Annotated in this window: 12 protein-coding genes; 1 reads left to right on the forward strand and 11 read right to left on the reverse strand. The window is 75.1% G+C overall.

The genetic code is table 11. The features are described from left to right. Positions 1–7 precede the first annotated feature (7 nt). The 6 genes from AH6_RS11545 to AH6_RS11570 all read right to left on the reverse strand — a co-directional run bounded on the left by AH6_RS11545 (position 8) and on the right by AH6_RS11570 (position 7,967). Positions 8–955, reverse strand: coding sequence for a phosphatase PAP2 family protein (locus AH6_RS11545; protein ID WP_067478150.1), 948 nt, complete (start codon positions 953–955; stop codon positions 8–10). Between the two features lie 111 nt (positions 956–1,066). Next, positions 1,067–2,482, reverse strand: a complete 1,416-nt coding sequence (locus AH6_RS11550) for an RsmB/NOP family class I SAM-dependent RNA methyltransferase (protein WP_067478153.1) — start codon at positions 2,480–2,482, stop codon at positions 1,067–1,069. Beyond that, positions 2,482–3,411, reverse strand: coding sequence for a methionyl-tRNA formyltransferase (gene fmt, locus AH6_RS11555; protein WP_067478156.1), 930 nt, complete (start codon positions 3,409–3,411; stop codon positions 2,482–2,484). Before fmt ends, AH6_RS11550 begins: the two co-directional genes overlap by 1 nt. Before the next feature lie 3 nt (positions 3,412–3,414). Next, positions 3,415–3,960: a peptide deformylase gene (def, locus tag AH6_RS11560; RefSeq protein WP_067478160.1), complete on the reverse strand. Its 546-nt coding sequence runs from the start codon at positions 3,958–3,960 to the stop codon at positions 3,415–3,417. Between the two features lie 70 nt (positions 3,961–4,030). Next, positions 4,031–5,839, reverse strand: a complete 1,809-nt coding sequence (locus tag AH6_RS11565) for a hypothetical protein (RefSeq protein WP_067478163.1) — start codon at positions 5,837–5,839, stop codon at positions 4,031–4,033. Between the two features lie 25 nt (positions 5,840–5,864). Beyond that, a complete protein-coding gene (locus tag AH6_RS11570) occupies positions 5,865–7,967 on the reverse strand; it encodes a primosomal protein N' (RefSeq protein ID WP_067478168.1) in 2,103 nt (700 codons plus the stop codon). A 157-nt stretch (positions 7,968–8,124) separates the two neighbouring features. Between AH6_RS11570 and AH6_RS11575 the strand changes: the two genes are divergently transcribed. Then, entirely contained in the window at positions 8,125–9,825 is a 1,701-nt protein-coding gene (locus AH6_RS11575) for a DUF8823 domain-containing protein (protein ID WP_245679275.1), read from the forward strand. A gap of 210 nt (positions 9,826–10,035) precedes the next feature. Here AH6_RS11575 and metK read toward each other — a convergent pair whose 3' ends face one another. From metK to mihF, 5 genes are all read right to left on the reverse strand, one after another. After that, entirely contained in the window at positions 10,036–11,229 is a 1,194-nt protein-coding gene (metK, locus tag AH6_RS11580) for a methionine adenosyltransferase (protein WP_067478171.1), read from the reverse strand. A 171-nt stretch (positions 11,230–11,400) separates the two neighbouring features. Beyond that, positions 11,401–12,651, reverse strand: coding sequence for a bifunctional phosphopantothenoylcysteine decarboxylase/phosphopantothenate--cysteine ligase CoaBC (gene coaBC / locus AH6_RS11585; protein ID WP_067478174.1), 1,251 nt, complete (start codon positions 12,649–12,651; stop codon positions 11,401–11,403). 28 nt (positions 12,652–12,679) lie between these two features. After that, positions 12,680–12,934 carry a DNA-directed RNA polymerase subunit omega gene (gene rpoZ, locus AH6_RS11590; RefSeq protein WP_067478177.1) on the reverse strand — a complete coding sequence of 85 codons (255 nt, stop codon included), beginning with the start codon at positions 12,932–12,934 and terminating at the stop codon, positions 12,680–12,682. A gap of 99 nt (positions 12,935–13,033) precedes the next feature. Then, positions 13,034–13,621 carry a guanylate kinase gene (gene gmk / locus AH6_RS11595; RefSeq protein WP_067478280.1) on the reverse strand — a complete coding sequence of 196 codons (588 nt, stop codon included), beginning with the start codon at positions 13,619–13,621 and terminating at the stop codon, positions 13,034–13,036. Positions 13,622–13,715: 94 nt separating this feature from the next. Continuing rightward, on the reverse strand, positions 13,716–14,042 hold the full coding sequence (gene mihF, locus AH6_RS11600; RefSeq protein WP_067478180.1) for an integration host factor, actinobacterial type: 327 nt from the start codon (positions 14,040–14,042) through the stop codon (positions 13,716–13,718). Positions 14,043–14,235 lie beyond the last annotated feature (193 nt).

Consider the following 14,235-nt stretch of genomic DNA (forward strand, 5'->3'; position numbering starts at 1 on the left):
CCCGAGTCTAGGGCCGCACCTCGACCCGCTCCTCACCCGCCCGGGTGAGCTCGGGGGTGGTGCGGGTCGCCAGCCGCAACCGCACGAAGCTCTCGGGCGCGCCCGCCGCCCCCCACAGCCCCAGCGCCGCCTGCACGATGAACGCCTGCACCGGCTGGGTGCCCAGGAACAGCCCGACGGTGTAGATCGCCAGGGCGCCCGCCGCGCCGACCGGGACGCGGGCGACCCGCCGCCACAACTCGCCGCCCGCGTCGTACCAGCCGCGGTGGGCGGCGGCCGACAGCCCCGCCAGGATGCCGAACAGCCCGCCCGCCGCCGCCGCACCCTCCGACAGCGTGATGGGGGCGACGTCGCCGCCCGCGCGGGTGATCGCGTTGACCCAGGCGTCCGGCCAGCGCCAGCCGTCCAGCGTCTGGAGGCCCGCCCACGCCGCGCCCACGCACACCAGGGCGACCGCCAGGGCCAGCCCGAGCTGCGCGGACATCGGACGGCGCGACCACCACGGCACCACGACCGGCTCCAGCCAGAGCGCGGCGGCCAGCAGCAGCGCGCCGACCGACCAGCCGACCAGGACCTGGCCGAGCGAGTGCACGCCCAGGTAGATCCGGGAGACGCCGATCAGCACGATGACCACCAGGGCCGCCGCCCACACCGCGCGCCGCCGGAACCGGCTGCTGAGGAAACCCCAGGCCACCACCGAGTTCTGGGCGTGCCCGGACGGCATCCCGAACGAGTCGCGGCCCTCGTACCCGGTGGTTCCCGGATCTGTCCAGAACGGCCGGGGCGCGTGGAAGAACAACTTCAGCACCGTGTTGACGACGCCGCTGAGCGTCAGCAGCACCGCCGCCCGCGCGCCGGTCCGCGGGTCCACGCACCAGTAGACGGCCATCAGCAGCGGCACGTAGAACGCGGCGCTGCCGACGAAGGACATCACGTGCATGAAGCCGGTGAGCACGGCTCGTCTCCCCCAGAGGGTCCAGGTTTCCGCTACGTCGCTGCGAGGCTACTTAGTGGACACCTCGTCAACGGACGAGCAACACGTAAAGGATCCCTGGAAGCCGGGAGGTTAAACGCGGCGCAGCAACGCCAGGAACATCGCGTCGGTGCCGTGCCGGTGCGGCCAGAACTGCGCCGAGGGCCCGTCGCCGAGCCCGGCCAGGCCGGGCGCGACCGAGGCCAGCACGGCCGGGGAGTCCAGGCGCTCGACGTCGTCGCGGCCGCGCAGCACGTCGTCGACGACCACGCGGGTCTCGGCGAGGTGCGGCGAGCAGGTGACGTAGGCCAGCACGCCGCCGGGCCGCAGCGCCGCCAGCGCGCGCTCCAGCATCCGGCGCTGCAGGTCGCTCAGCTCGGGCACCGAGCCGGGGCCGCGCCGCCAGCGGGCCTCGGGGCGGCGGCGCAGCGCGCCGAGGCCGGTGCACGGCGCGTCCAGCATGATCCGGTCGAACGCGCCGGGCTTCCAGGCGGGCTCGGTGCCGTCGGCGACGACGACCCCGGCGCGGTCGTCCACCGCGCGGCGGACCAGCGCGGCGCGGTGCGGCTGGAGGTCGGCCCCCAGCAGCCGCGCGCCCCGCTCGGTGGCGGCGGCGGCCAGCACCCCGGCCTTGCCGCCGGGACCCGCGGCGATGTCGAGCCAGCGCTCGTCGCGGCCCTCCAGCGGCGCGGCGGCCAGGGCCAGCGCGACGAGCTGGCTGGCCTCGTCCTGGACGGCGGCGCGGCCCTCGCGGACGGCGGCGATCGCGGCCGGGTCGCCCTCGGGCAGCACGGCGGCCGTCGGCGCGTAGGGGGCGGGCTCGGCGCCCGCCTCCAGCAGCTCGGCCACCTCGGCGCGGCCGGGGCGGGCGACCAGCGTCACCCGGGGCCGGGCGTTGTCGGCGGCCAGCAGGTCGGCGATCTCGCCGCGGTCGGGGCCGAGCGCGTCGCGCAGCGCCGACACGATCCACTTGGGGTGGCTGTGGGCGACCGACAGGCGGGTGGTCTCGTCGGAGCCCTCGGGCGCGACGATCGCCAGCCAGCCGTCCAGGTCGCGGGTGGCGACCTTGCGCAGCACCGCGTTGGCGAACTTGGACTGGCCGGGGCCCGCCACCGAGCGGGCCAGCTCCACGGCGGTGCCGACGGCGGCGTGCGGCGGGATGCGGGTGGCCAGGATCTGGTGGGCGCCGAGGCGCAGGACGTCCAGCAGCGGCGCGTCGACGCGGCGCAGCTCGCGGTCGCTGCACAGCGCGAGGATCGCGTCGTAGGTGCCGCGGCCGCGCAGCGTGCCGTAGGTCAGCTCGGTGGCCAGGGCGGCGTCGCGGCCGGTCAGGCCGCGGTCGCGCAGCCGGGCGGGCAGCAGCAGGTTGGCGTAGGCGTCGCGGGTGTCCACGGCGCGGATGACGTCGAAGGCGGTGCGGCGGACCAGGTCCTGCGGCCGGCCGGTGCGGCGCGGGCCGCCGGGCCGCCGGTTGTCGCGGTTGCCCCGGGTGTTGCGTGCGGGCGGCATCAGTGCAGCGCGTCCTTAGCGGTGAGGTCGAGGCCGCGGGCCCAGTCGGCGGCGTTCATGAGCCGCTTGCCCTGGGGCTGGACCTGGCCCAGCGCGACCGGATGGGTGGCGGTGCCGGCCAGCACCGCCTTCTTGGTGACGTGCAGCTCCCCGGGGGCGAGGGAGACCTCCGCGTCCGGCGCGGGCCGGACGGGGCCGAGCTTGAGCCGCTGGTCGCGGAAGGCGGTCCACGCGCCGGGCGCGGGCGTGCAGGCCCGCACCAGGCGGTCCACGCGGTGCGCGGGCGCGGTCCAGTCGATCCGGGCGTCCTCGGGCTTGATCTTGGGGGCGAGCGAGACGCCCTCGGCGGGCTGCGGGCGGGGCTCCAGCACCCCGGCCTCGATGCCGTCCATGGTGTCGGACAGCAGCCGCGCGCCCGCGACGGCGAGGCGGCCCAGCAGTTCGCCGGAGGTGTCGGTGGGCAGGATCGGCTCGGTCAGCACGCCGTAGACCGGGCCGGTGTCCAGGCCCTCCTCGATCTCGAAGGTGGCCGCGCCGGTCATGTCGTCGCCGTGCAGGACGGCGTGCTGGACGGGGGCCGCGCCGCGCCAGGCGGGCAGCAGCGAGAAGTGCAGGTTGACCCAGCCGTGGCGCGGGATGTCCAGGGCCTCGCGGGGCAGCAGCGCGCCGTAGGCGACGACGGGGCAGCAGTCGGGGGCGATCTCGCGCAGCCGGTCCAGGAACTCGGGGTCGCGGGCCTTGGCGGGCCGCAGGATCTCGATCCCGGCCTCCTCGGCGCGCTGCGCGACGGGGCTGGCCACCAGCTTGCGGCCGCGTCCGGCGGGCGCGTCGGGCCGGGTCACCACGGCCACGACCTCGTGCGAGGACGCCAGCAGCGCCTCCAGCGACGGCACGGAGGTCTCGGGAGTACCCGCGAATACCAGCTTCATGGCTTAGATGGCCTTCCCGAAGGTGCGGTGCGGCGACTGCTTGACGACCGGCGCGGGCTCGCCGAACCACTCGGCCTCGCGGATCGCCTTCATCGCGGACTTGCGCTGCTCGGGGTCCATGCGGTCGATGAAGATGATCCCGTCCAGGTGGTCGGTCTCGTGCTGCACGCAGCGGGCCAGCAGGTGGGTGCCCTCCAGCGTGATCGGCTCGCCGTGCATGTTGAAGCCCTTGGCGACCGCCCGCACCGAGCGGGGCGTGGGGAAGGCGAGGCCGGGCAGCGACAGGCAGCCCTCGTCGCCGGTCTCGGTCTCCTCCGACAGGTCCAGGGTGGGGTTGACCACGTGCCCGAGCCGGTCGTCCACGTAGTAGGTGAACACCCGCAGGCCCACACCGAGCTGCGGTGCGGCGAGGCCCGCGCCGGGCGCGTCGATCATGGTGTCGGTCAGGTCCTTGACCAGGCGGCGCAGCTCCTTGTCGAAGTCCTTGACCGGCTCGGCGGGCGTGCGCAGCACCGGATCGCCGAAGATGCGGATGGGCTTGACGGCCAACGAGGGCTCCGTTCCGGACGGCGTGCGGGTGTGGGCGGGTGGTGTGGTCGGGGTCCAGTCTACGAAGCGCTCAGGGAGCGCCACGCACCGAACGCGCCTTGTAGGCGGCGGTGCGCGCCGCCTTGGCCACCGCCCGGTCGGGGTGGTGGTCGCCCAGGGCGGCCAGCACGGCGGCGGTGTCGGGGTGGTCGGCGCGCCACATGCCCTCCACGGCGGCGCCGAGGTCGGCGGCCTCGGGGGCCTCGGCGAGGGCGGCGGCGACGGCCTCGTGCGGCTCGGCGGTCTCCAGCATCGCGGCGACGGTGTCGATGAACACCCACACGTACTCGTCGCGGCTCAGCGCGCCGCCCAGGCCGTGCCCGGCCAGCCACAACGAGGCGTAGGGCCGCACGGCGGGATGGTCGGCGGCCGCGCGGACGGCGTCGGCGGCCTCGGGGCCGACGCGTTGCAGGACCCCGGCGGCGAGGTTGCGGGCGCCCGGCCCGCCGTCGCGCATGACCGCCAGCAGCTCGGCGGCGGCCCGGTCGGCGGGACGGCCCGCCAGCCAGCCGGTGATCTCCTCGTCGGCGGTGTCGTGGCGGTGCCAGAGGAGGCCCGCGACCAGCTCGGCGGCCGGGGCCGAGGCCAGGTCGCCCACCACCGGCGCGACGAACCCGTCGGCCAGCAGCAGTTCGCGCACGCCCCACACGCCGAGCGGCGTCAGGACCAGCCCGCCGCCGGCGGCCCGGACCGCGCCCCAGGTCTCCAGGTCGGCCAGCTCCAGCCGCAGCGCCTCGGCGACCGCGCCGGGCAGGCCGCCCGCGTCGGCGACCTCGTAGGACTCGGCGATGTGGTCGATCAGGGTGGCGGTCAGGTCGGCGGGCTCGGCGGGGCCGTCGTGCTCGTACAGGTGGATCAGCACGCCGGTCAGCTCGTTCTGCACCAGCTCGACGGCGTCCAGGCCGTCGGCGGGGTCGTGCTCGGGCACGGCGGCGGCGTCGAACAACATGAGCCAGGTCGCCAGCACGGCCTCGTCGCCGCCGTCCAGGTCGGGCAGCGCGGGCCCGGGGCGGGCCGTGCCGCCGGCGACCTCGATCACCTCGGCCTCGACGGCGGCCCACCAGAGCCGCTCCAGCTCGGGCAGGTCCGACAGGTCCTCGACCTCGGGCGAGCGGCGCGGGACGGGCAGGCCGAGCGCCTCGACGGCGGCGGCCGCGTCCGCCGGGCCCGGCTCCTCGTACTCGTCGACCGCGCGGCCCTCGCCGAGCCAGGCGACCAGGGCGCGGGCCTGCGCGGTCAGCGCCGACGCCCGCGCGGCGGCGGCCAGCTCGGCGCGGGGGGCCAGCCGCACCGGCGGCACGACCAGCTCCTCGGCCTGCCGTAGGTACTCCTCGGTGCGGGCGTAGCGCTCCTCCTCGGGCAGGGCCTCGAAGTCCCGCACCCAGTGCTCGACGGCCGCGCCGTCGTCCAGGTCCACCCCGTCGGCCGCCATCAGCCCGGTGACCACCTCGGCGGCGGTGCGGCGCTCGACGGTGTCGGTGTCGGCGACGCTCGCGGCGAACTCGGGGGCGACGCGGTCGAGCTCGTCCTCCAGCGCGGCGGCGCGCGCGGCGTCCAGCTCCCCGGCGTCGCGCAGGAACTCCACCGTCCGGCCGAGCGTGGCGAGGATCGAGGGCACCTCGTCCGCGCCCGCCACCACCGTGTCGGGGAACACCTCCAGCAGCAGCCGCCGCAGCAGCTCCGGCGTCAGCCCGCCGGGCCCGGCGAGGCCCAGCTCCTCCTGCGCCAGCTCCAGCAGCAGCCGCGCGCCCTGCACGTCCATGACGCCGTGTTCGGCGGCGCGCTCGTCCGCCCACCGCCGCAGGTCCCGCGCGGTCGTCTCCACCCAGTTCTCGGCCACCGGGAAACCCTAGTGCGTCCGGCCGTCAGATCAGCTCCAACGGGTCGATCTGCACGCGGACGGTCTCGGTGGCGCGCTGGACGCTGCGCACGCCCTGGGCCTCCTGGAGCGCGCGGGACAGCGCCAGGCCCGCCGCGCGGGGCACCCGCACCAGCGCGCGCTCGCGCTCCTCCTCCCCCATCACCGGCACCGGTCCCAGCACCTCCGCGCCGTCGGGCAGCCGGGCGTCGGCCACCAGGTCGCGGATAGCGGCCGGGGTGCCGGTCAGCGACGCCATGCGCGCGGCGGGCGGGAAGCCGACCTCGCGGCGCTCGGCCAGCTCGCGTTCGGCGAAGGTGACCGGATCCCAGCGGATCAGCGCCTGGACGGCCGGGAGCGAGGCGTCGGCGGACACCACGACCTGGCCGCCGGGGCGCACCAGCGCGGCGGCGTTCATCCAGCGGCGCAGCGCCTCCTCGGCGGCGCGCAGGTCGGCGCGGCCGAGCAGCGCCCAGCCGTCCAGCAGCAGCGCGGCGGCGTAGCCGTGGTCGGCGGGCGGCTCGGCGCCGGGGGTGGACACCACCAGCGCGCGGTCGCCGACCCGGTCGAGGATGCCGTCGCGGCCGGAGGTCTTCACCGGGACGCCGGGGAAGGCCCGCCCCAGCTCCTCGGCGGTGCGCTTGGCTCCCACGACGACGGCGCGAAACTGGGGGGAGCCGCACTCGGGGCAGCGCCAGTCGCCCGCGATGTGCCCGCACCAGCGGCAGTACGGCACCGCGTGCGAGGACCGCAGCGCCAGCGGCCCCTGGCAGGCGTTGCAGTGCGCCGGGGTGCGGCAGCGCAGGCAGGCCAGGGCGGGCAGGTAGCCGCGCCGGGGCACCTGGATCAGCACCGGGCCGTCGGCCAGCGCGGCGCGGGCGGTCTCGAAGGCGGCCTTGGTGAGCCGGGCGGCGCGGGCCGCGCCGTCGCGGGCCAGGTCGGTGTCGTCCCCGGCGGTGCGCACGCGCGGCATGGCGGCGCGGACGGTCGCCCGGTCGGGGGCCAGCGCGTGCGCCCAGCCGGTCTCCACGAGCTGGGTGGCGTCGGTGGTGCGGGTGAACCCGCCGATCAGCGCGCCCGCGCCCGAGCGGTGGGCGCGCAGCGCCAGCACCTCGCGCGGGTGCGGGTAGGGGGCGTGCGGCTCGGCGTGCACGTCGTCGCCGTCGTCCCACAACACCACCAGGCCGAGGTCGGCGACGGGCGCGAACATCGCGGCGCGGGTGCCGACCACGGCGCGGACCGCGCCCCGGCGGACCGACAACCAGCGCCGGTAGCGCTTGGTGGGGCCCAGCTCCGCCATCAGGGCCGCGTGCCGCCCCTCGCCCAGCTCCTCGGTGAGGGCGGCGTCGACCCGCGCGACGTCGCGGGCGTCGGACATCACCACCAGCGCCCCCCGTCCGGCGGCCAGGACGGTGGCGACGGCGCGGGCGATCGCGGCGGGCCAGGCGGGGCCCGGCAGCGCCGTCCACACCGCGCGGGGCGCCTTGCCCTCACCCAGGGCCGTCAGGAACGACGGCCCGGCCGGGTACTCGGCCCAGGGGCCCGGCCCCTCGGGCGCGGGGGCGGGCTCGGGCGGCTCGGCCGGGGTCTCGGCCTCCACCTTGGCCATGCGGGGCGGGATCGCCAGCCGCACGACGTCGGCGAACGTGCCCGCGTACCGGTCGGCGACCTCGCGGGCCAGCGCGGCGATCTCGGGCGCGAGGACCGGTTCGGGCGAGATGACCTGCTCCAGGAACTGGAGCCGCCCCTCGAAGTCGCTCTCGGCGACGCGCTCCAGCAGGAAGCCGTTCACGGACTGCCCCGCGAACCAGACCCGCACCCGGCAGCCCGGCACCGCCTCGTCGTCCAGGTCGGTGGGCACCAGGTAGTCGAAGGGGCGGTCCAGATGCGCCAGCTGGATGTCCACCGCGACGCGCGCGACGGGCAGGTCAGGGGCGGGCTCGCGCGCGCCCTTCTTGCTCCGCGCCTTCGCCCCGGCCTTCCGGTCCGCCTTCGCGCCGCCCTTGCCGGGCGGTACGGTCTTCCCTGACGTGCCCTTCCCGCCCTCCGGCGCCCGGGGCAGGTCCCCCAGGCCCGGGATCAGCTCGGTTCCCCCGCCCTCGTTGCTCACGTCCCCGTCCTACCAGATCAGCACGACAGGACCGGCGCGCGGCCACCGCGGCGGGTTTGAACCGGGCCCGCCGTTCTTGGATCATTGCCCGACACCCGCGCCCCGCCCTTCACCAAGGCCCGTCACGAGGCCCTTCACCGAGAATCATGCAGGCACCTTGACCACAGCGCAGACCCCGTCCCGCGCGGACACCCCGTCCGCCCGCGCGGCGGACCAGACCGGCGTCCGCCCCGCCCGCCGCTTCGACCGGCGGCACTGGGCCCACCCGCGCAACCCCGTGACGGCCGCGACCGTCGCGAGCCTGGCGCTGCACCTGGTGTGGGCGCTGCTCCTGGCCAGCGAGGGCGGCGACCTCGCCGCCCAGGCGGCCTGGACCGACTTCGCGGGCAAGCACCCCAGCGCCGCCTACAGCATGGCCTGGTACGGGGGCATGCACCCGGTCTCCTACAGCGTGTTGTCGCCCTACCTGATGGCCTGGTTCGGCATCCGCACCGTCGCGGTGGTCGCCGGGACGTTGTCGGCCACCATGACGGCGATGCTGCTGGTGCGCTTCCGCGCGCCGGTGCCGCTGCTGGCCTCGCTCTGGGGCGCGCTCGCGCTGTGGTGCAACGCCGCCTCCGGCCGCGTCACCTTCGGCCTCGGCCTGGTCTTCGCGCTGGGCGCGGTCATGGCCGCCCACTCCCCGCGCGGCACGCCCGCGCTGCGCGCCGCCGTCATGGTGGGCCTCGGCCTGCTGGCCACCCTCGCCAGCCCCGTCGCGGGGCTGTTCATCATGGTGGTGGCCGCCGCGCTGCTGCTGACCGGCCGCCGCCGGGCCGGGTTCGCGCTGGCCGCCGGGCCGCCGCTGGTGGTGGGGATCACCACGCTGCTGTTCCCGTTCAGCGGCAAGCAGCCCATCGGGTTCACCTCCATCGTGCTGCCCGCCGTCACCAGCGTGATCGCGGTGCTGCTGTGCGCGCCCAAGGGGTGGCGGGTGATCCGCGTCGGCGCGGCCGTCTACCTGCTCGGCATCACGCTGACCTTCCTGATCCCCTCCCCCGTCGGCAGCAACGTCGAGCGGCTGTCGCTGCTGTTCGGCGGCGTGGTGCTGCTGACGGCGGTGGCCCGCACCCGGCACCGCGGCAAGCTGGCGGTGTTGTGCGCGGCGTTCCTGGTCACCGGCGCGTGGATGGTGGTCAAGCCCGTCGACGACCTGATCCACACCCGGCCCGCCTCGACCGCCGCCGCCCACTCCGACGGCCTGTTCGCCGAGCTGGACCGCTACGGGGCGCGCCGCAGCCGCGTCGAGGTCGTCCCGCTGCGCTCGCACTGGGAGGCGTCCGGGTTCACCCGCCGGTTCATCCTGGCGCGCGGCTGGAACCGCCAGGTGGACGCCGAGCGCCACGCGCTGTTCTACGAGGAGGGCGCGCTCACCCCCGCCTCCTACCGCGACTGGCTGCACCGGTGGGCGATCCGCTTCGTGGTGCTGCCGGAGGGCATGGAGAACGACTGGGCGGGCCGCGCCGAGGCCGAGATGGTGCGCGGCGGCCTGCCCTACCTGCGGCAGGTCTGGCGCGACCGGCACTGGCGGCTCTACGAGGTCGCCGACGCGACCCCGCTGGTCGACGCGCCCGCCACCGTGGGCCACGTCAACCCCGACGAGCTGGTGGTGGACGTGCCCGACCGCGGCTCCACGCTGCTGCGCATCTCCTGGTCGCCGTGGTTGCGGGTGCGCGGCGGCGAGGCGGGCGGGGCCTGCCTGACGCGCGAGGGCGACTTCGTGCGGCTGCGCACTTCCGGCCCCGGCCGCTACCGCATCGCGGCGCGTTATTTCGAAGCCTCGGCCCAGGGGTGCTCGCCTGACGGCTCGCCCCCCTGACCGTGTCTTGGCGAGTGCCACATCGCTTCGCGATCCGCTCTGCCGAGGCTTGCCTACGGCTTTGCCCCGGCAGAGCGGTTAGGCACTCGCGCGACCGCTGAGGCCGTGAGACGGCTCCCACAGACCGAGGAAGGCCCGGAGGCGATCGCCTCCGGGCCTTCCTCCGCGTTCGTGGCCCATACCGCCGCGCTTACCGCGCAGGCGTGAAGGTCACAGACCGGCGGCGCTGGCGAGGGCCTCGGCGCGGTCGGTGCGCTCCCAGGAGAAGTCCGGCTCCTGGCGGCCGAAGTGGCCGTAGGCGGCGGTCTGGGAGTAGATCGGGCGCAGCAGGTCCAGGTCGCGCACGATGGCGGCCGGGCGCAGGTCGAACACCTGCTGCACGGCGGCCTGGATCTTCTCGACCGGCAGCTTCTCGGTGCCGAAGGTCTCCACGAACACGCCGACCGGGTGGGCCTTGCCGATGGCGTAGGCGACCTGCACCTCGGCGCGGTCGGCCAGCCGCGCGGCGACGATGTTCTTGGCGACCCAGCGCATCGCGTAGGCGGCCGAGCGGTCCACCTTGGACGGGTCCTTGCCGGAGAAGGCGCCGCCGCCGTGCCGGGCCATGCCGCCGTAGGTGTCCACGATGATCTTGCGGCCGGTCAGCCCGGCGTCGCCCATCGGGCCGCCGATCTCGAAGCGGCCGGTGGGGTTGACCAGCAGCCGGTAGCCCTCGGTGTCGAGGTCGAACTCGGCCAGCACCGGGTCCACGACGTGCTCCTTCACGTCGGGGGCCAGCAGCTCCTTCAGGTCGATGTCGGGAGCGTGCTGGGAGGACACCACGACGGTGTCCAGGCGCACCGCGCGGTCGCCGTCGTACTCGATGGTGACCTGGGTCTTGCCGTCGGGGCGCAGGTAGGGCACCACGCCGCCCTTGCGGACCGCCGACAGGCGCTGCGACAACCGGTGCGCGATGGTGATCGGCAGCGGCATCAGCTCGGGGGTCTCGCTCGTGGCGTAGCCGAACATCAGACCCTGGTCGCCGGCGCCCTGGCGGTCCAGGTCGTCCTGCTGGCCCTCCTCGCGGGCCTCGTAGGCGTCGTCCACGCCCTGCGCGATGTCGGGCGACTGCGCGCCGATCGACACCGACACGCCGCAGGAGTTGCCGTCGAAGCCCTTCTTGGAGGAGTCGTAGCCGATCTCCAGGATCTTCTCCCGGATGACGCCGGGGATGTCCACGTAGGTCTCGGTGGTCACCTCGCCGGCGACGTGCACCTGGCCGGTGGTGATCATGGTCTCGACGGCGACCCGGCTGGTCGGGTCGTCCTTCAGCATCGAGTCGAGGATGGCATCGCTGATCTGGTCGGCGATCTTGTCGGGGTGACCCTCGGTCACCGACTCAGAGGTGAAAAGGCGGCGAGACACGTACGTGAACTCCTTGCAGCGGCTGCTGACTGTCGTCGCAGAACGGACTGTTCATCGGCTTCGGCGGGACGGGCCCGCCCGGACTTCGAACCAAGGTATTCCGTCGAAGTCTATCGGGAATGTCCGCTCGGACAGGTATCACCGACGACCCGGTGGGTAGAATTCTTGGTTTCAGGTGGTGGCGGGGAGCGGGACGGCGGGTGGCTTGAGCCGGGCCGCCACCAGGTCCCACACGGTGTCGGCCAGCGCCTCCTTGGGGCCGCGCGGGATCTCCGTCGGCGGCCCCTCGGCGGCCAGCACCACCGCGGCGTTGTCGGGGCGGCCGAAGGTGAGGTCGGCCCCCACCTGGTTGACCACCAGCAGGTCGGCGCCCTTGCGGGCCAGCTTGGCGCGGCCGTTGGCCAGCACGTCGTCGGTCTCGGCCGCGAACCCCACCACGACCTGGTCGCCGCGCGGGCGCGCGCCCAGCTCGGCGAGGATGTCGGGGTTCTGCACCAGGCGGATCGGCTCGGGGCCGGTGCCCGGACTCTTCTTGATCTTGGAGTCGCGGTAGTCGGCGGGCCGGAAGTCGGCGACCGCGGCGGCCATCACGACCGCGTCGGCCTCGGCGGCCCCGGCGGGCCGCGCCGCCGCCAGCACCGCGGCGCGCATCTGCTCGGCCGACTCGACCCGCACCACCGTCGCGCCCGCCGGGTCGGGCAGCGCGACGTTGGCCGACACCAGCGTCACCCGGGCGCCCCGCGCCACCGCCGTGCGGGCCAGGGCGTACCCCTGGAGCCCGGAGGAGCGGTTGCCGAGGAAGCGGACCGGGTCCAGCGCCTCGCGGGTGCCGCCGGCCGACACCACGACGTGCCGCCCGGCCAGGTCGTGGTCGACGCCGCCGCGCGCCAGCACCGCGCGCGCCACCTCGAACAGCTCGGCCGGGTCGGGCAGCCGCCCGGGGCCGGTGTCCTTGCCGGTCAGCCGCCCGGAGGCGGGCTCCACCACGATCGAGCCGCGGGCGCGCAGCGTCGCCACGTTCGCCTGGGTGGCGGGGTGCTCCCACATCTCGGTGTGCATGGCGGGCGCGAACACCACCGGGCAGCGCGCGGTCAGCAGGGTGTTGGTGAGCAGGTCGCCGGCCAGCCCGTGGGCGGCCCTGGCGAGCATGTCGGCGGTCGCGGGCGCGACGAACACCAGGTCGGCGTGCTGGCCGAGGCGCACGTGCGGGACCTCGGAGACCCCGTCCCACACCTGGGTGGAGACGGGGTTGCCGGAGAGCGCGGCCCACGTGGGCTCGCCCACGAAGCGCAGCGCGTCGGCCGTGGGCACGACGTGCACGTCGTGCCCCGACTCGGTGAGCCGCCGCAGCAGCTCGCAGACCTTGTAGGCGGCGATGCCGGCGCTGACGCCGAGCACCACGCGGGGCTTGGGGGCTGTCATGCGGCAGACTCTAGAACGCCCGGAGCGCTCAGCCCTCGATCGGCTCGGCGTGCAGCAGGCCCTCGCGGGTCTCGCGCAGCGCGATCGACAGCGGCTTCTCCTGGACCTGCGTCTCCACGAGCGGGCCGACGTACTCCAGCAGGCCCTCGCCCAGCTGGGCGTAGTAGGCGTTGATCTGCCGGGCGCGCTTGGCCGCGATGCTCACGAGACCGTACTTGGTGTCGACGACCTCCAGGAGCTCGTCGATCGACGGGTTGGTGATGCCTTCACTGCTGGTCGCCACGCGGTGGCCTTCCCCTAGGTAACGATCCTCCGCCGCCGGACGCGGCGGGCGCCGTCGCGATCCCCGCCCGCCGGGGCGGGCGGAGCTGTCATCAACGAATCAGCGGACAGCCATCAAGGTTAGCAGCTCGTGGCACACGTCCCGGACGGCCGTGTTGACCAGCGTGACGTCGAACTCCTTCTCGGCGGCCAGCTCCACGCGGGCGGCCTCCAGGCGGCGCTCGATCACGTCGGGGGGCTCGGTGCCGCGGCCGGTGAGGCGGCGCACCAGCTCCTCCCACGAGGGCGGGGCGAGGAAGACGAGCCGGGCCTCGGGCATGGTCTCGCGGACCTGCCGGGCCCCCTGCAGGTCGATCTCCAGCAGCACGGCCTCGCCGCGGGCGAGCCGCTCCTCCACGGGCCCGCGCGGGGTGCCGTAGCGGTTGCCCGCGAACTCGGCCCACTCCAGCAGGTCCCCTTCGGCGATGAGCCGGTCGAAACCGGCGTCATCGACGAAGAAGTACTGCACACCGTGGACCTCGCCCGGCCGGGGGGACCGGGTGGTCACCGAGACCGACAGCCACACCTCGGGGTGCGCACGCCGGATCTCGGCGACGACCGTGCTCTTGCCGACGCCCGACGGCCCGGACAGGACCGTCAGCCGCCGCAGGAGCGGGTCATGCGGTGGGGAGCCGCCCGGCGCAGTCATGGGTGCGCCGGGGCTGAACGAGATGGAGCCGGAGCCGGGCACACCCGGGCCGGCCGCGACGGCAGCACCGTCGCGCCCGTTCGCGGTTCGGGGGTCAGCGCTTTCCACTGTCTCCGAACTCACGCTCCAGGGAGGCGCGCTGGTTGGCGCCGAGGCCCCGCACGCGGCGGGACTCGGCGATACCGAGGCGCTCCATGATCTGCTTCGCACGGACCTTGCCCACGCCGGGCAGCGATTCCAGGAGGGCCGACACCTTCATCTTCCCGATGACGTCGTCGGTCTGCCCCTCCTTGAGAACCTCGGCAAGGGTGGTTCCCCCGTGCTTCAGCTTGTTCTTAACCTCGGCACGCTCCTTGCGGGCCTTGGCAGCCTTCTCAAGGGCTGCGGCGCGCTGTTCGGGGGTTAGGGGCGGAAGAGCCACGCCGGGTCACCTCAGGTTTCCACTCGACGGAGTCGGACGGGTTCGGAAACTAGCGAGTTCACGCCCCATAAGGCAACGTGAAGTGCCGTTTAGCCCGCCACAAAATCACGAAAATCACTCCTTGAAGTGTCCTGAATACCGAGTGTACCCAACTCGGGCCCTTCCGGGGGTCGTTCCCGCGTCTTGCAGGGCA

It is taken from the genome of Actinomadura hibisca NBRC 15177 (genome assembly GCF_001552635.1).
GTDB lineage: Bacteria > Actinomycetota > Actinomycetes > Streptosporangiales > Streptosporangiaceae > Spirillospora > Spirillospora hibisca.

Coding starts and splice junctions, on each gene's coding strand:
- AH6_RS11550 (WP_067478153.1), bottom strand. CDS start 2,482: ATGCCGCCCGCACGCAACACCCGGGGCAACCGCGACAACCGGCGGCCC.
- gmk (WP_067478280.1), bottom strand. CDS start 13,621: ATGACTGCGCCGGGCGGCTCCCCACCGCATGACCCGCTCCTGCGGCGG.
- fmt (WP_067478156.1), bottom strand. CDS start 3,411: ATGAAGCTGGTATTCGCGGGTACTCCCGAGACCTCCGTGCCGTCGCTG.
- coaBC (WP_067478174.1), bottom strand. CDS start 12,651: ATGACAGCCCCCAAGCCCCGCGTGGTGCTCGGCGTCAGCGCCGGCATC.